Origin of the sequence: Meiothermus hypogaeus, from assembly GCF_003574035.1 — a bacterium.
In the GTDB taxonomy this organism is placed as follows: Bacteria; Deinococcota; Deinococci; order Deinococcales; family Thermaceae; genus Meiothermus; species Meiothermus hypogaeus.
Map to the genome: position 1 here is coordinate 1 of NZ_QWKY01000067.1, position 16786 is coordinate 16786.

Genomic DNA, 16786 nt, shown 5'->3' on the forward strand with positions numbered 1-16786 from the left:
GGCCTGGGGCTTGGGGACGAGCTCGAGGGTGATGCCCCCCTCGGTTTCTGCGCTGATGCTGGCGGTAAAGTCCTGCTCGAGGTCGCGCCCGGTCAGGTCGCTGTAGGAGAGGTCGGAGCCCAGGAAGCTATCGCTACGCCCACTGGGAGGCAGCCGCAGGATGCGTTTCAGGGTGGGGTTGTAAATCTGAATGTTATCCCCTACACGCAAAAAAGCCTGTCCGGCCTCTCGGGGTGGGGCCTTGACCCAGGTGATGGCCCGCTCGTTGCCGTCCGAGGCCACCTCGAGGACGTACTGGGTTTGCCGATCCGGGCGGGTCACGCTCAGGGTCAGGGTGGCCCGCACACTCCCCCCGCGCTGGTTGTCCACAATGGCCTTGAGCACGGCCTGGGGGTCGGTGGCGGCGCTGCCAAGTCCCAGGCAGAGCAGGCCCAGCAGCCATAATCGTAGCTTCATGCAGTGTCTCCCTTCACTCCGTCCGCATGGCCTCGGCAGGGTGCAAGGCGAGCACCCGTCGGGCCGGAATCAGAATCGAAAAAAACGCGGCCAGCACGATAGTGAGAGCCGCATACAAGGCGTAGAGGGGGCTTTGGGCGGTATAAATTTCGCCGCCGGTGCCCAGGATTTCCCAGGCCGCCCCGTAGCTGGCAAAAACGGGCCCCAGCACGTTCTGGGTGGACATCCAGAAGTTGAGGGCGTAGCCCAACACCAGCCCCACCCCCCAGCCGATGCTGGTGGCCAAGACCGTCTCGAGCGTGACCATGGCGGCCAGCCGAGGGGGGTTCATGCCGATGGCTCCCATCACGCCCAGCTCGCGGGTGCGCTCGAGCACGCTCACCAGCACCGTGCTGGTCACGGCCAGGGCAGCAAATAACGAAAAAATCATCCCGATAAAGAAGGTCGAACTCTGTTTGGTGCCAATGGCCGAGGAGAGCCCCCCCAGCAGCTTTGTCAGGTCATAGGCCCGGATGCTTTGGGGCAACACCGGTTGCAGGGCCTCGGCAATGCGGGCTTCCTGGCCGCGGGTCACATCGAGGGCCACCCCGGTGGCGGTCTGCAAGCCGGTGAGTACGCGGGCATCCTGCAGGTGTACCAGCACCGTGCCCCGGTCTACCGGGGCAATCCCCGACTTGACCAGCCCCACAACCTGCAACCCCAGGGCTTGCGGCCCCGCCAGCGCCGAGGTATCGAGCACCACCCGTTCGCCCAGCCGCACGTCCAGGCGCTCGGCCAGTTGCTGCCCCAGCACCACCTCGCCTGGTTTTTCCAGCATGCGTCCTGTGGCAATGGTGGTGGGAATGCTGCTCACCCTGGCCTCGAGCGCGGGATCTACCCCCCGGGCCCGGGCCGCATCGGCGGTGTAGGCCGAGCGAATCAGGGTGGGGAACTCGAGCCGGGGCGCCGCTGCATTAACACCGGGTTGGCTTTGTACCTGGGCCAGAAAGTCCAGGCTGGGCAAGCCCTGTTCGGGGTCGGGGTCCTCAAAGTACTGTTCGGTGGTGATGAGGGCTGGTGCGCTCAGGAAGCGGGCGTTGCCCAACTGCACCGACTGGGTGAAGCCGTCCTGCACCCCCCAGAACAAAATGGTGGCAACGGTGGCATAGGCCACCACCAGCACCAGCAGTAAGGTGCGTCGCCGGTGCCGCCAGATGTTGCGCCAGGCCAGGCGAGTCAGGGCGGTGATGCTCGAGCTATTGAATAGCATCCGAACCTCCTCGCTTCTTGCGCTCGTAACGCTCAAACAACCCCTTTAGCTCCTCCTCGAAAAAGGCGTAGAGTTCCCGCATCTCGCGCAGCCGTTCGCCGCGTTCGGGTGGGGCGTTTTCCAAAAGCCGCAGGCCCTTGTCGGCCAGGGTTTTATAGACGCTCAGGCCTGCCAGCCCGTTCTTGACCCGCTCGCTCCAGGTGCCGGGCCGGATGCGAAAGTAGTCTTGCCTCGAGCCCCGCTTGGGCACCCGCTCGATCAAGTGCATCTGCACTAAGAGCCGGGTCATGGTGCTGACCGAGGCCTTGCTGGCCCCCAGGGCCTCCACCAACTGCGAGGCAGTCTGCTCGGGGGGGTCACAGACCATCAACCAGCCCAAAATACGCCCCGCCGTGCGAGGAATCCCAGCCGCTTCGTAGGCCAGAGCAAACTCCTCGACGAAGTGGTGCAGGTTGTCGGACATTCCCAAAGTTTAGTTGGTTTTGTATGTTTAGTCAATACTGAACAAAATGTATTGTAATTGAGCGCCCTTCACATGTTTTGAGCCATCCGTCTTCAAAAAAGCTTTGTCCCGGACAGAACAGTTCCCCACCGGGGAACTCGAAACCCAAGCACCCGTGGGCCGGGCCCGGCCCACGCTTGGGTGCGTAGCATGCGCCTGCCAGAGAATGGCCTGGGCCATAGCCCCTACGTGGCTAACCTGGCCCAGACGCAACGCAGACCAGCGTGCCACCCCGCTTCGCGGCGAAGAAAGCGTATCACCGGAATGAGACACGCCTCTTTGTCCCTTCTCGTTTTCGCGGGCGGTAACGTCTGTGAAGGGCGCGATATCTACCATAAACTGCGAACTCGCAACCACTGCTGCCAAACACAGCGAAACGGGGCGAGTGTGGTTTCGCCCCGTTTCAAGCGATGGGTTTGCTCCTCAAGTGGCGGTTCTGGGGGTGCCCAGCCAGTCGTAGATCAGTACCACCGCAGCAATCAGGTTCACCACGATGTTCCAGCCCCCCGTAGGCAGGCCCACGAAGCTGCTGTTGAAGAACCCGATGATGGCCAGCGCGGCATACACCACACCGATAACCGCCGATACCAGGTGGGCCATCTGGTCGCTGGTGAAATAGCCATAAAGCAGCACCACAGCGGTAATCAGGTACACCAGCGCCATCCCGGTGGTACTGGGAATAAAGCCCAGGATGAGGCCACCGGGGGCAAAGAACAGTCCCAGCACCGCCAGTAGGGCAAACACCAGCCCCATGAACAGGTCAATCTTTTGGGCCATAGCTACCTCCTATCCGCTAACTGCGCTTTGGTCTGGCTTGGCAAACCACCCCTAGCTCAAACCTTGGCCGGGGTCTTGATCGGAATGGCTTTAGCCTTGGCCACCTCGCTCTTGGGCAGAGTCAGGGTCAACACACCGTTTTCAAACACGGCCTCGGCCTTATCGGTCAGCACCTCACTGGGTAGCATCACCGAACGCTCGAAGCGGCTGTAGCGGTGTTCGCGCAGGTGGTAGTTGCGTTCTTTCTTTTCTTCCTCCTTCTTGGTTTCGCCGTAGATCCGCAGCACATCGCCACGTACCTCGATCTTGATGTCTTCGGGCTTGAGACCGGGAATCGAGGCTTTCACCACGATGTTGTTGCCCTCTTCGTAGATATCGAGCGGCATAGCCGCCACCTCTTTATCGAGGAACGGAAACTCCCGACGGAACAGGCTTTCGTCAAACAAGCGCTCGATTTCCCTCCGCATGGTATCCATTTCGCGCCAGGGGTCGAAACGAGCCAACATACGCATTCCTCCTTTATTTGGGGCGTGGGTGGCTGCACGCCAGGTGAGGTTTTGAGCCTATCCTCTTGAGTTCCGAGCTGCCACCTAGCTCAGAACCCAGAGGTCTTGATGCTCAAGCCTGGGCTGCTTCAGCCTCAGCTTGCTTCTCATCGGATGCTGCCGGAACAGGACGAACCAGCAGCAAGGGCACCGGTGCGTGGTGAGCAACCCCTTCAGCCACGCTGCCCAGGAGCAGGCGTTCCAGCCCGGTTCGCCCGTGGGTGCCCATCACGATCAAGTCGGCGCGACTATCGCGGGCAAAGTCCACAATCACATCGGCCTCACGCCGGGTCTGGGCCTTGAGCAGGGCGGTTTTCACCCGAGGGGCCTTAGCCAACTTGTGGGCATTCTCCACAATAGCCTCGCCTTGTTCCTCCATGGCCCTGAGGGTGTCCTCCCAGTTGAAGGCGGTCATGTTGCTACCGTAGGGGCCTACTACCGGGGCGGGTAGTGGAGGTACCACATGCAGAATTTGCAGCTCGGCCCCAAGCTGAACCGCCAGTTGGTCGGCCATCTCGAGAGCCGGGCGGCCTGCCTCGCTGCCATCCACCGGGGCCAGGATGCGCTCGAACAGGCCTGTGCTGGGCTCCACCTGCCCATCGCCCCGCACCAGCATCACCGGCATTTTGGCCAGCCGGCTCACCCGTTCAGCCACGCTGCCCAAAAGCATCCGCCCCAGCCCCTCGCGCCCGTGGGTGCCCATTACAATCAGGTCACAGTGGCTGCGATTGGCCAGGTAGACGATACCCTCGGCAATGTCGTCGTCGTGCATGGGTTCGGTGCGGAGGTCGAGCTGCATCTGCTGACCCAGCAACGCCCAGGGCTCCAGAATTTCCTGGGCATGGCGTTTCATGGTGTCCGACGGCGCAGCCAACCCCCAGTAGGTTGGGGGCGCCTTCATCACATGAGTCACCACCACCTGGGCATTCAGCTTTTTAGCGAAGGCTAGCCCTACCCGCCCAGCCCGTTCGCTGCAGGATGATTCATCCACCGCGATCAGGATTTTGCGGAACATAGCTCCCTCCTTCTCAAACGGGAGAATAAACTGCATCCGTTACGAAAGCATTACCACCGCGGCAGCCCAGCCAGACCGCCAAAGGCTTTGATAAGGCGCTCCTCGGCTGGCCCTCGCACGAACTCGAGCCGGGTTCCATAGGTGGCGGCCAGCTCGGGCAAGACCTGCCTGAGTTCCACGTCCTCGATGCGTCCGGCCCCATGCGCCACGGCGCCCTCCATGCTGCCGCCCACCCAACCATCGGGGGCACGGTAGACCTTACCCTGGGGGTTCCAGGGGGCTACCAGCAGGTGCAGCCCACCCTGCTGCAAGAGCTCGAGGGTATGATCCAGCCCAGTTACCCCGTGCTCGGCCAGTTCGTCCAAAAGCCGGTTTTCCCGTTCGCGCTCGAGGGGTTCTAGCACCTCTTGTACCCGCTTCAGTACCTCACCCGCCTGGGTCAGGGGGGTGGGCAAGGAGGGCAGGGTAGCCAGTACCCGTTCGCGCAGCCGGCGGGGCAGCAGTTCATTGAATACCTGCACCTCAACCTTGGGCCCCATTAGCACCAGCCGCTGGATGTTGCGTTCGTTCAGGGTTTGCTCGAGCAGGCCGGCCAGGCGCTTGTAGAAGCGGTGGGTCCAGGCATCAAGCCGGCGCTCGAAGCGGTCGGTGTTGGCCGCCGCCCGATGAATGCCGCCCTGGCTGTAGCGCCGCCCGGAGCTATCCTGGGTGAGCCGGTTCCACTCCTGGGTGGGTACAGCCCTAAAAGCCCCCGGCAACTCCTCAATCTCGCCCAGATACACCTCGAACATGCGCCATTTCTCGCTATCGAGGTAGACCACCCCCACCCGGTCGTATTCGTCCAGCACATAAAGCATGGGGGTTAGGTAGGGCTCGCCCCAGTGCGCCTCGGCGCCCTCTACCAGGGGCAGATCCACCTGCAGGTCGTAGATTTCCATCCAGCTCCCGGTGGCAAAGAGCACCCGGCTGTGGGCCTGGGGCAGGTTGTGCTCGAGCGCCTCCAGCACTTTTTGGCGTACTTCAGGCGGCGTCTTTGAAGCTTCCAGCGCTTCTTTAGCCCTCAGCACATAAGCCTTGCCCTGGTTGCTGGGGTTGGCCGGGTTTACATCCAGATATAGCGACAAAACCGGAGCTACCCTCGGAGCTACAAACTCGCGTATGTAGCGAGTACCTTCCTGGGTCAACATGGCAACCTCCTTACATTATTTCTCCTGAACCTTTGTGCCGGGAGGTTAGGTGGCTACCTCCGCCTCCTGGTTTGATTCAAACCCAGGCCAATTACCTATCCATTACAGTTGTTCGAATGTCTGCTTGTGGGCGAGCGGGCCTACTGCATCAAGCCTGTGGGCTTTTGGGGCCCAGGCCATGAACCTCGTGATAGGGAGCGATGGGATCACCCTGCTTGATGTGTTCGGCCAGCGCTTTGGTTTCGGGCATGGGGGTATCGCCCAGTTCTTCATGCAAAAATTTCACGAAGCGACGGTAATGCTCGATGGCCCCGTACCGGTCGCCGGCAGCAGCCAGGCACCACATCAGGCGCTGATGGTAGTTCTCGCCGATGTAGGGATCGGCCTTCAGGGCCCGCTCGAGATACTCTGCAGTGGCCCGCCAGTCTTCCCGGTCATAATGGATCAGGGCAACCTCCAGCAGCGCTTGTACATAGGCTGCCTTGTGCTCCTCGCGGGCTTGAGAAACCCAGTTGGTTGAGAAACCCGGCAGATAATCGCCCCGATAAAGCGAAATGGCCTTGCTGTAGCTTTCCAGACGGGCCGTTTCACAAGTGGCATGGTGGCCCTGATCCAGAGCCTGGTAGAAACCATACAGATCGGTGCTGTGCAAAATCTCCTCGGCTAGACGATAACGCCCATGGTCTTCCTGGATGGCCTCGGGGTTTTTCAGTGCCGTACGGACACGAAAAACCGTTACCCTAAAGCGGTTATTGGCGATAGGGTCGGGGTCGAGACCCCACAGGGTCTCGAGGATCTCTTCTTTGCTACGACCCTCGGGATAAGAAAGTAGATAGAAGAAAAGTTCTTCCGCCGTGTGGGCGTGCCAGACGGCAGGCCGTCCGGCCACCAATACCTCCACCTGGCCCAGGGTGCGCACCCGGAGCGCAGGCGTAACCTGTTCTGAACGGGACGGCATCCTTTTCATGCCCTAATTTTGTTACAAATCCATTACCGCTTCATCCGCCATTTGGAGTAGAAGTGCCGGTATCAATATTTGAAAGCGTGAAAGTTTTGTCCGGGCGTGGGTTGTGCGAAGATGAAGTAAGGCAGAACGCTGACCAATGACTGAAGATGAGCAATGAGTGGTGGCTTACTGCGTGCCGTTATAGCTCTCGAGCCTTGACCCAGAGCAGCGGTAATACCCTGGTAATGGCCTGGGCCCATTCTGAACTCAGATGTGCTGGATTGAACCAACAGGAGGTGCTTGTGTTTCGTCACATCTTGGTTCCTGTGGGCCTGGGAGCGGGTAGCCAGGCTGCTGCCCAACATGCCCTCAACCTTTCCCGCTGGCTGGGCTGTAAGGTGACGTTGGTGCATGTGCTCGAGAACGCCGAGGGCCCGGTCTCCGAGACCTTCGCCCGGATGGTGCAGGGGGCCCGCCGCCAACCGACAGTATTGCTGGTGGAGCCCCACGGCCAGACCGTGGGCGCGGTGGTGGCCCAGACCGCCCAGCAAACCCACGCCGACCTGATTGTCATAGGCTGCCACGATGCCGCCCCGCAGACCTCGGAGGTGCTGGGGTCTACAGCCCAGAGCATTGTGGCTGAATCCACAGTACCTGTTCAGGTGGTTCCCACTGCGGTATGGGAACAGAGTAAGCCCTGGCTGCAACGCTTTATGGGTCGAGCGGCACACGAGATTTGATCCTGGCTGAGGGATGATCCGGTATGGCCTGAGTCGGGTGCAAACTCACTAATCATTAAAGCCTTGCGGGCCAGAACCGGCGATTTCCGCGACTGGAAAGCCCTCGAGGCCTGGGCGCAGGAGATTGCCCAAGCCCTGCATGTTGAGCCCGTAGCCTGAGGCGGTTGAAAGACCACGATAAGATGGCCCCATGTCGCTGGCCCTTGTCGCTTTACTACTCCTGGTGGCCATCCTGGTGCTGGCGGCGGTTCGCAGCGACCTGAACGCGGGCATTTTCGCGGTCGCGGTGGCCTATGGCCTGGGGCTTTGGGTGATGGACCTGAGTGCCGCCGAGGTGGCGGGTTTTCTGCCCTCCCAACTGGTCTTGACCATCGTGGGGGTTGCGCTCTTGTTCGAGATGGCCCAGCAGAACGGAACCCTGGGTCGCCTGACCGCTGTGGCAATCCGACTGGTGCGGGGCAACGCCCGCTTGCTGCCCATTTCATTCTTTCTCTTGGCCTTTGCGCTCTCGGCCATGGGGCCCGGCAACATCGCCGCTACCGTGCTGGTGGCCCCTATTGCCATGCCCACGGCGGTTGCGGCGGGCATCAGCCCCTTTCTGATGGCGGTGCTGGTCTGTACCGGGGCCAACGCCGGGGCTTTCTCGCCGGTCTCGGTGACCGGGAATATCAATACGGCCCTGATCCAGAAAATCGGGCTGACCGAACCGCTGCTGCCTTTACAGATTTTCCTTACGGTGGCTCTCATCCAGGCCGTGACTGCGCTGACAGCCTATTTTCTTCTGGGTGGTTACCGGGTGCAACGCCACGCCGAGGTGCCCAAAGTATCCCAGCAGGGCTTCGAGCTGCGCCATATCCTGACGCTGCTGGCCATAGGGCTGTTCATTGTGGCGCTGGTGATATTCCAGGTGCCTGCGCCTGCGGCGGCCTTTGCGCTGGTAGCCATCCTCAGCCTGTTCCGGCTGGGTGACGCCGACGCCAGCATCAAGGCCCTGCCGTGGGGGGTGCTGCTGCTAATTTCGGGTCTGAGCATTCTGATTGGGCTGCTGGAAAAAGTAGGGAGCCTCGAGCTCACCACCCACCTGCTGGCGCAGGCCGCCACCCCCCAGACGGTCAATGCTGTGCTGGCCTTCTTTGCTGGGCTGGCCTCGGTGGGAAGCAGCTCGTCGGGGGTGGTGATGCCGCTCTTTATCCCATTGGCCCCGCAGATCCTCGAGCGGGTGGGTGTGGCCGACCTGACCTCGGCCGTGGTGGCAATTGACCTGGGCTCGCACATGGTGGACGTGAGCCCGCTCTCGACCCTGGGGGCTTTGTGCCTGGCGGCGCTACCCAATAGCCACAACCGCAGCCGGTTGTTCCGCCAGTTGCTCGGCTGGGGCTTGTCCATGACCGTGGCGGGGGCGCTTTTGGCCTGGGTGTTTTTGGATCTGCTGTGAAGCAGAAACCATCGAATGCTCTACACAAAAGTCGAGCAATCCTAAGAATCCTTTGTCCTGAACAAAGCACTGGCCGCCTAGAAACTCGAAAACCAAGCATCCGTGGGTTGGGCCCGGCCCACGGGTACATAACATGCGCCTGCCAGAGAGTGATACCAGATTCGGTTAGTTCGTCACCAAAGGGTGACGAACTAACCCGACCGAAGTTATCCGCGTAGCGGAGGGCGATACCGCCCCTTGGAAGGGTGAGGCTTTTTTCGCCGACCGACAGTGAAGGGCCATCGGCCCCCGGCTAGCGCCGGTACTCAAGGGAGGGGTGTGCTCTAGGATTCAAAAAGACAGCCTCTGGTGTTTTTGGTTTTGTAAACTGTCTTTTTGAATCCGCTATGATAGGCCATAGCCCCTACGTGGCTAACCTGGCCCAGACGCAACGCAGGTCAGCGTGCCATCCCTCTTTGCGGCGAAGAAAGCGTATCACCGGGTGAGGCAGGTCTGCTTGTACCTTCTGATTTTCGCGACCAGGTCTGTGAAGCGCACCATAAGCGCGGGGCAAAAGTACTAGAACTCGGTAGACTCTTCTTTGTGCGCCGAGACCAGCTTTTAGGACTGCTCTACCTCAACCTGGCAACGCTCTTTTGGGGCAGTACGTTTGTGCTGGTGAAGGATAGCCTGCAAGCCCTGGGGCCGGGCCAGATCAATTTTGTGCGCTTTGCCATTGCTACGTTGGTCTTTGTGCCCTTCCTGTTCCGCCGTGACCCTGGGCTGTGGCGGGCGGGCCTCGAGCTTGGGGCGGTGCTTTTTGTGGCCTACCTGACCCAGACCGTGGGCCTGCAATACACCACGGCCAGCCGCAGCGCCTTCATCACCACGCTCTATGTGGTAGCGTTGCCTTTGCTGCTGGGGGTTCTGGGGCACCGTCTGGGCTGGCCCATCTGGCTGGCGGCGGGGTTGGCGGTGGGGGGCGTGGGGCTATTGTCCTACGACGGCTCGCCCCCCAACTTGGGCGACGCCTGGACGCTGGGTACGGCCCTCTCGTATGCCTTTTACATCTGGCGGTTAGAGCACTTTGCCCAGCGTTTTCCGGCCCTGCCGCTCACCGGCATTCAGATGCTTATGGTCACCCTGCTCTCGCTTGTCTGGATGCTTGGCGAAGGGCCTACCTGGAATCCCAGCAATTTCCCCTTCCTTTCGCTCTTGTACCTGGGCCTGGTGGCCTCGGCGCTGTGCATCTGGCTGCAGGCCCTGGGCCAGCGGCTGGTGCCTGCACCCCAGGCGGCGGTGATTTTCACCCTCGAGCCGGTCTACGCGGCCGCTTTTGCCTATGTGCTGCTGGGCGAGCGATTGGGCTGGCAGGGGATGCTGGGGGCGGGCTTGATTATCGCCGCGACCCTCATTAGCCAGCTCAGGAGCACAAAGCCCCACCCCGAGCAGGTCACCCCGGAGATGTAGCCGAGCCTAGCGGAAGCGCACGTAGCGTTTGATTTCTTCCCAGGTTTTAGGGCCAATCCCCTTGACCTTGGCCTGGAGCTCCTGGGCATTGCGGTAGGGGCGGTTGCGGATGATCTCGCGGGCAATTTTGGGGCCGATGCCGGGAAGGGCCTCGAGCTGGCTTTGGGTAGCGGTATTGATGTTGATAACCCGTGGGGCACTTTGGCTCTGAGCCCAGGTGAGGGGCAGGGTGGCTGGGCCCACAAGGGCCAGCAAAAGAAGAATGCTCTGCAGTGCTTTCATGCTGCTTCCTCCCGGGATTGCGTTCTGCGAACAACATCCAAAAAGCCCAACCGGGCAGCAAGCTCGGGTATATTGGCGGAATGAAGTTTTCATATCCCCCAGCTCCTACCGCCCAGGTTGTGGAGGACTTACACGGTGTGCCGATTCCCGACCCCTACCGGCCCCTGGAAGACCCCCATGCGCCCGAGACCCGGGCCTGGATTGAGGCCCAGAACCGCCTCACCTTTGACTACCTGGCCCAAATCCCCCTGCGCGAGGCCCTGAAGGGCCAGCTCGAGGAGCTGTGGAACTACCCTCGTGTGGTCAGCTTTTTCAAACGGGGTGGGCGCTACTTCAGCCTGCGTAACAATGGCCTGCAAAACCAGAACGTGCTCCACGTGCAGGAGAGCCTGGAGGCGGCCCCCCGGGTGCTGCTCGACCCCAACACCCTCTCCGAGGACGGCACGGTGGCCCTGAACAACTACTCGGTGAGCCGGGATGGGCGCTACCTGGCCTATGCCCTGAGCCAGAGCGGCTCGGACTGGCTTGTCTGGAAGGTGCGCGAGGTGGAAAGCGGGCAAGACCTGCCCGACGAAATCAAGTGGAGCAAGTTCAGCACCGCGGCCTGGCTACCGGACAGCAGCGGATTTTTCTATAGCCGCTACGACCCCCCCGCCGAGGGCACCGACTACACCGGGGCCAACTACTTCCAGAAGGTCTACCTGCACCGCCTGGGCACGCCCCAGGGCGAAGATGTGCTGGTTTACGAACGGCCCGACCAGAAGGAGTGGGGCTTTCATGCCTTTGTGACCCACGACGGGCGGTACGAATGCCTGCATGTGTGGCGGGGCACCCACCGGGAGAACTTGTTTTTCTACCGGGCGTATGGCTCGGATGCCCCTTTTTCCCCGCTGGTGAGCGAGTTTGTGGCCTCGTTTGACTTCATTCGCAACCAGGGCTCCCGCTTCTATTTCAAAACCAACCTGGAAGCCCCCAGGGGCCGGGTGATTGGGGTGGATGTGGCCAAGGGCGGGCTGGAGGTCCACCAGACCATTGTCCCCGAGGGCGAAGACACCCTGGCCTTCGCCGAAGCCGCCGGAGACTATCTGGTGCTGGGCTACCTGCACCATGCCAGCCAAAGGCTGGAGATGGTTGACCTCGAGGGCCAGTCCAGGGGCCGCCTGCCCCTGCCCACCCTGGGCATGGTGCCGACCATTGCTGGCGAGGAGAACGACCCGGAGGTCTTTTACGGCTTTACCTCGTTCCTATACCCCACCACCCTGTATCACCACCACCTTGCCACCGGACAGACCCAGACCCTCTTTGCCCCGCCCCTGAATTTTGACCCGGGCCGCTACGAGACCCACCAGGTGTTTGTAACCAGCAAGGACGGCACGCGGGTGCCGCTGTTCTTGGTACATAAAAAGGGTCTAGAACTGGGCGGAGAAAATCCCACCCTGCTCTACGGCTATGGGGGCTTCAACATCCCCATGACCCCGGCTTTTAGCCCGGGGCGCCTGGTCTGGCTCGAGCAGGGCGGGATATTCGCTCAGGCTTGCTTGCGCGGGGGTGGCGAGTACGGCGAGGACTGGTACCGGGCCGGCACCCTGGAGCGCAAACAAAACGTGTTCGACGACTTTATCGCCTGCGCCGAGTGGCTTATCGCGCAGGGCTATACCCAGCCCAAGCGACTGGCCATTCAGGGCGGCTCCAACGGGGGGCTCCTGGTGGGGGCAGCCCTCACCCAGTGCCCAGAGCTGTTTGGCGTAGCGCTGCCGGCGGTGGGGGTGCTGGATATGCTGCGCTTCCACCGGTTCACCATCGGCTGGGCCTGGGTCTCGGACTATGGCTCACCCGACGACCCGGCGCAGTTCCGCTACCTGTTGGCCTACTCTCCGCTGCACAATCTGAAGCCCGGCCTTCATTATCCGGCCACCCTCATTACCACCGCCGACCACGACGACCGGGTGGTGCCGGCCCACTCCTTCAAGTTTGCGGCGGCCCTGCAGGCAGCCCAGGGGGGCTCTGCGCCGGTGCTCATCCGCATCCAGACCAAAGCCGGACACGGCCTGGGCAAACCCACCCGGATGTTAATTGAAGAACAGGCGGATATATACGCCTTTACCCTGCATCAGATGGGGCTGGCCTAGCCGGAGTATCCGACCGACGAGCGGCCTGGAGCAGGGCCAGCACCTCTTCGTCGGAGGTTTGGGGGAAGTGTTCATACCACAGACCCACCGCCTGAAAAAAAGCGGGCGTCTGCAAGCAAACCACCTCGTCCACCAGGGCCTGTATTTCCGCCACCGTATCGGGCGGCGCCACCGGTACGGCTACCACCAGGCGTTTAGGGTGTTGTGCCAGGGCCGCCGCGATGGCCGCTTTCATGGTGGCGCCGGTGGCCATTCCATCGTCTACCAGCAGGACGGTCTGGCCGCTCAGGTTGGGGAACGGCCTGTCGCCGCGGTACAGCCGCTCGCGGCGCTGTAGTTCGGCCCGCTGCTGCCGCTCTGCGGCAGCGATGGTATCCGCTGATATTTGCAAACTTTCCACAATTTCCTGGTTGAGTACCCGCCCCCCGCCCGAGGCAATGGCCCCCATGGCCAGCTCTTCATGGCCGGGGGTGCCCAGTTTGCGCACCACCCAGACATCCAGGGGGGCCTTCAAGCGCAGGGCTACCGGATAGGCCACCGGTACGCCCCCCCTGGGCAAGCCAAATACCAGTAGATGAGGCTCCTGGTCATACCCCAGCTCCACCAGCCTTTGGGCCAGGAGTTCCCCGGCCTGGTTGCGGTCTTTGAAGGGTTTCATGCGGTCTCCTTTTGACTCTTCTAGCTGGTTTGTACCTTCTGAGCGTCTACAGAAACGCGCAAAGCCCAAAGCTCGAGGCCGAGGGTTGGGGTATAGGTCGCCATTCCAGCATCAAAAAATAGACACCCCCAAACAGAAAGTGGCCTTGGCTGCCCTCATACCCCCTGTACCGTCCTCAACTTAGAACTGGGGCATTACGAGGCGATTACAAGTGCTACTTGAAGCTTCTCAGATGTAGATGGCGTACCATTCAGGGCCTGGCCTGCCGGCTATACTGCTTCAAGTGAGCCAAATTCGGGCCCAGAACCTATCCAAGTTCTATCCGGTAACCCTTAAAGCGCCTGGATTTGTGGGTACCCTGCGGCATTTCTTCCAGCGCAAATACAAGCAGGTGGAGGCCGTCAAGGGTGTCTCGTTTCAGATAGCCCCAGGCGAAGTGGTGGGCTTCCTGGGGCCCAACGGGGCCGGCAAAACCACCACCCTCAAGCTCTTGTCGGGTCTAATCTACCCCAGCGCGGGGCAGGTGGAGGTGGCCGGACACCAGCCCTTCAAGCGCGAACATGCGTTTTTGCGCAAGATTACCCTGGTGATGGGCAACAAACAGCAGCTCATCTGGGACCTGCCGGCTGCCGATAGTTTTCGGGTCAACGCTGCCGTCTACGAAATTCCCGAAGCCGATTTCAAAAAGCGGGTGGGTGAACTGAGCGAGATGCTGGCCCTGGAGGGCAAGCTGAACCAGCCCGTGCGCAAGCTGAGCCTGGGCGAGCGCATGAAGGCTGAGCTGCTGGCGGCGCTTTTGCACCGGCCCCAGGTCTTGTTCCTGGACGAGCCCACCCTGGGGCTGGACGTGAATGCCCAGGTAGCGGTGCGCGAATTTTTGCGCGAGTACAACCGGCGCTACCAGGCCACCATTCTGCTCACCAGCCACTACATGGCCGACATCACCGCCCTGTGCGAGCGCGTCTTGATGATTCATCAGGGGAGCCTTGTATACGATGGTGGGCTGGAGGGGTTGTTGGGGCGCTTTGCCCCCTACCGCGAGGTGCACATCCAGCTGGGGCAACTGGTGGAGAAAGACCGGCTGGGGCAGTACGGCGAGGTGCGCGAACAGGAGGGCCTCGAGGCCCGACTCCTGATACGGCGTGAACAACTGGTAGGCGGGGTCAGCCAGATGCTCCGCGAGCTGCCCATTGCAGACCTCGAGGTGCGGGATCCGGCCATCGAAGAGGTGATTGGGCAGGTGTTTGCCGATACCCGGCTGATTGCTGGGCCAATAACCGATGGCTAAATGCTGAGGGCCAGAGCTAAAGGCAGAGTAGCAGAGGGGGCTCGCCTTTGCGGATGATGGGCAACCCATGCGGTCGGAACCGGGTGCTGGACTATCTTGTCAGGATAGCTGCCGGTTGGGAATATACGCAACCCCACAGTTTTTTGCCAGCAGGAGACAGTCCCCCACCTATCGGCCAGATGGCTCTTGGTTGCAGTTCTCCATCTGCGTTAGGCTAGGTGTAGAGCTATGGAACGTGCCCAATTGCTAGAAAGACTTGCTTCCGAAACCTTCGACCTGCTGGTAATTGGGGGTGGCGCTACCGGGGCAGGGGTAGCCCTGGAAGCGGCCAGCCGGGGCCTCAAAACCGCCCTGCTCGAGCGATACGATTTTTCCGAAGGCACCTCGAGCCGCAGCACCAAACTGATCCACGGCGGGGTGCGCTACCTGGAAATCGCCGTCAAGACCTTCGACCGGGTGCAGCTTAACCTTGTGCGTGATGCGTTGCACGAGCGGGCCATCATGCTAAGGAACGCGCCCCATCTATCCCGCCCTTTGTGGCTCCTGACCCCCCTGTACAAGTTTTGGGAAGCGCCCTACTACTACACCGGCCTGAAGATATACGACCTCCTGGCCGGAAAGGCCCGCCTGCAACCCGCGCAGTACATCGACGCCAAAGGAACCCTGGAACGCTTTCCCTCGATCAATCCGGGGGGACTCAAAGGTTCGGTGGCCTACCAGGACGGCCAGTTCGACGACGCTCGCTTCAATGTAGAGCTGGCCCTCACCGCAGCACAGCAAGGTGCGGTGGTGCTCAACTACGCCGAGGTGAAGGAACTGCTCAAGCAGAATGGCCAGCTGAGGGGGGTGGTGGTCAGGGATGGCCTGAGCGAAAAGGAAGTGGAGGTGGCTGCCCGAGTGGTGGTCAACGCTACCGGCCCCTTCTCCGATACGATTCGGCGCATGGACGACCCCGACGCCCCCCCTTTGCTGAAAGCCAGCTCGGGTATTCACATTGTGCTGGACAAAAAATACAGCCCCCTCGACACCGGCCTGCTGATTCCCAAAACCGAGGACGGACGGGTGGTGTTCGTGTTGCCCTGGTTGGGCGGTACCCTGGTGGGCACCACCGACGACCCGGCCCCGATAGTCGATCACCCCAGGGTAACGGAAGAGGAGATTGGCTACGTGCTCCGGCAGGTTAAGCCCTACCTGGGCGAGATTCCACGGGAGGCTGTGCGGGCTAGCTGGTCGGGCCTGCGCCCCCTGGTTTCGCGCCCCGAGGCCGATACGGCCCGGCTGGCCCGCGACCACCTGATTCAGAAAAGCCCTTCGGGCTTACTCACCTTGACGGGGGGCAAGTGGACAACCTACCGCAAAATGGCCCTGGACCTGGTGAACTATGCCGTGCGGCAGTTTGAACTGAAAGCAGGCCCTTCCCGCACCGAGCAAATTCCCTTGCTGGGTGGGCAAGGCTTCGAGGCCGACGGAGCGAAAAAACTCGAGCAGATGGGTTGGTCTTCGGATATCGCCCAACACCTCCACCGATCCTATGGCGCCCGCGCCACAGTGGTGGCCCAGATTGCGGCGGAAGGCTATCGGACGCGGTTGGCGGTGGAGTGGCCGATCATTGAGGCCGAAGTGATTTACGCGGCCCGCCACGAGATGGCTTACTCTCCGCTCGATGTGCTGGCCCGCCGAACCCGCCTGGCCTTCCTGGACACGCTGGCTGCCCTCGCGGCAGCCCCACGGGTGTCCGAACTGATGGGCCGGGAACTGGGTTGGAGCACAGACCGTGTGGCGCTGGAAGCCGAAAAAGCCAGGGCGCAAATTCTAAGCGCAATTTGAACAGGTGTTGTGTTACTAAGCAGGCACCACCTGCGACCATACCGCCACAAAGTGGAAGCTGCTGCCCATCAATACGAAAAGGTGCCAGATGAAATGATAAGAAATCCCTCTGATCCATTCCCTCATCATCCTCCCGGCCACCAGTGGAAGAGGGTATGGCTCCGAATAAGGTCCGGCTGGGTCTGCAGGTAGGCACAGCGGGCTTCCACTTTGCTCCACAGTGCCTCTTCATCCTCCACCTGCCCATTGGCCACCACCCCATCAATCAGCCCCCAGGTTCGTTCCACGGGCTGCAGCTCAG

16 protein-coding genes are annotated in these 16786 nt (G+C 61.4%); 6 read left to right on the forward strand and 10 right to left on the reverse strand.

Features of this window, described 5'->3' with window-relative positions; translation table 11 throughout:
• The 8 genes from Mhypo_RS13940 to Mhypo_RS13975 all read right to left on the reverse strand — a co-directional run.
• The coding region (locus Mhypo_RS13940) for an outer membrane lipoprotein-sorting protein (protein WP_119341899.1) at positions 1 to 456 on the reverse strand (456 nt) is incomplete at its 3' end.
• Positions 457 to 469: 13 nt separating this feature from the next.
• The gene (locus Mhypo_RS13945) at positions 470 to 1705 is read right to left on the reverse strand and encodes an ABC transporter permease (RefSeq protein WP_119341900.1); all 1236 of its coding nucleotides are present in this window, start codon (positions 1703 to 1705) and stop codon (positions 470 to 472) included.
• Positions 1692 to 2168, reverse strand: a complete 477-nt coding sequence (locus Mhypo_RS13950; RefSeq protein ID WP_119341901.1) for a GbsR/MarR family transcriptional regulator — start codon at positions 2166 to 2168, stop codon at positions 1692 to 1694. Before Mhypo_RS13950 ends, Mhypo_RS13945 begins: the two co-directional genes overlap by 14 nt.
• Positions 2169 to 2630: 462 nt before the next feature.
• Positions 2631 to 2984 carry a hypothetical protein gene (locus tag Mhypo_RS13955; protein ID WP_240637262.1) on the reverse strand — a complete coding sequence of 118 codons (354 nt, stop codon included), beginning with the start codon at positions 2982 to 2984 and terminating at the stop codon, positions 2631 to 2633.
• Positions 2985 to 3040: 56 nt separating this feature from the next.
• On the reverse strand, positions 3041 to 3490 hold the full coding sequence (locus Mhypo_RS13960; protein ID WP_119341902.1) for an Hsp20/alpha crystallin family protein: 450 nt from the start codon (positions 3488 to 3490) through the stop codon (positions 3041 to 3043).
• A gap of 112 nt (positions 3491 to 3602) precedes the next feature.
• Positions 3603 to 4544, reverse strand: coding sequence for a universal stress protein (locus tag Mhypo_RS13965; protein WP_170148313.1), 942 nt, complete (start codon positions 4542 to 4544; stop codon positions 3603 to 3605).
• 50 nt (positions 4545 to 4594) lie between these two features.
• Positions 4595 to 5731, reverse strand: a complete 1137-nt coding sequence (locus tag Mhypo_RS13970; RefSeq protein ID WP_119341904.1) for a VLRF1 family aeRF1-type release factor — start codon at positions 5729 to 5731, stop codon at positions 4595 to 4597.
• A 148-nt stretch (positions 5732 to 5879) separates the two neighbouring features.
• Positions 5880 to 6698 (reverse strand): AfsR/SARP family transcriptional regulator, encoded by an 819-nt coding sequence (locus tag Mhypo_RS13975; protein ID WP_119341905.1) that lies wholly within the window; start codon positions 6696 to 6698, stop codon positions 5880 to 5882.
• A 281-nt stretch (positions 6699 to 6979) separates the two neighbouring features.
• Here Mhypo_RS13975 and Mhypo_RS13980 point away from each other — a divergent pair, with 281 nt between their 5' ends.
• From Mhypo_RS13980 to Mhypo_RS13990, 3 genes are all read left to right on the forward strand, one after another.
• Positions 6980 to 7417, forward strand: coding sequence for a universal stress protein (locus Mhypo_RS13980; protein WP_119341914.1), 438 nt, complete (start codon positions 6980 to 6982; stop codon positions 7415 to 7417).
• A gap of 190 nt (positions 7418 to 7607) precedes the next feature.
• Positions 7608 to 8852 carry an SLC13 family permease gene (locus tag Mhypo_RS13985; RefSeq protein WP_119341906.1) on the forward strand — a complete coding sequence of 415 codons (1245 nt, stop codon included), beginning with the start codon at positions 7608 to 7610 and terminating at the stop codon, positions 8850 to 8852.
• Between the two features lie 582 nt (positions 8853 to 9434).
• The gene (locus tag Mhypo_RS13990; protein WP_119341907.1) at positions 9435 to 10301 is read left to right on the forward strand and encodes a DMT family transporter; all 867 of its coding nucleotides are present in this window, start codon (positions 9435 to 9437) and stop codon (positions 10299 to 10301) included.
• A 6-nt stretch (positions 10302 to 10307) separates the two neighbouring features.
• Here the strand turns inward: Mhypo_RS13990 and Mhypo_RS13995 are convergent, their stop codons facing one another.
• The gene (locus Mhypo_RS13995) at positions 10308 to 10583 is read right to left on the reverse strand and encodes a ComEA family DNA-binding protein (protein WP_119341908.1); all 276 of its coding nucleotides are present in this window, start codon (positions 10581 to 10583) and stop codon (positions 10308 to 10310) included.
• A gap of 80 nt (positions 10584 to 10663) precedes the next feature.
• Between Mhypo_RS13995 and Mhypo_RS14000 the strand changes: the two genes are divergently transcribed.
• On the forward strand, positions 10664 to 12712 hold the full coding sequence (locus Mhypo_RS14000; RefSeq protein WP_119341909.1) for a prolyl oligopeptidase family serine peptidase: 2049 nt from the start codon (positions 10664 to 10666) through the stop codon (positions 12710 to 12712).
• On the opposite strand, the gene Mhypo_RS14005 is transcribed toward Mhypo_RS14000, so the two are convergent.
• On the reverse strand, positions 12684 to 13370 hold the full coding sequence (locus Mhypo_RS14005; protein WP_119341910.1) for a phosphoribosyltransferase: 687 nt from the start codon (positions 13368 to 13370) through the stop codon (positions 12684 to 12686). The two genes, Mhypo_RS14000 and Mhypo_RS14005, sit on opposite strands and share 29 nt — an antisense overlap.
• Before the next feature lie 238 nt (positions 13371 to 13608).
• On the opposite strand from Mhypo_RS14005, the gene Mhypo_RS14010 reads away from it, so the two are divergent.
• Together Mhypo_RS14010 and Mhypo_RS14015 are read left to right on the forward strand one after the other, a co-directional pair.
• Positions 13609 to 14658: an ABC transporter ATP-binding protein gene (locus Mhypo_RS14010; RefSeq protein ID WP_206074926.1), complete on the forward strand. Its 1050-nt coding sequence runs from the start codon at positions 13609 to 13611 to the stop codon at positions 14656 to 14658.
• A gap of 228 nt (positions 14659 to 14886) precedes the next feature.
• Positions 14887 to 16485 (forward strand): glycerol-3-phosphate dehydrogenase/oxidase, encoded by a 1599-nt coding sequence (locus tag Mhypo_RS14015; protein ID WP_119341912.1) that lies wholly within the window; start codon positions 14887 to 14889, stop codon positions 16483 to 16485.
• Positions 16486 to 16786: the final 301 nt, after the last annotated feature.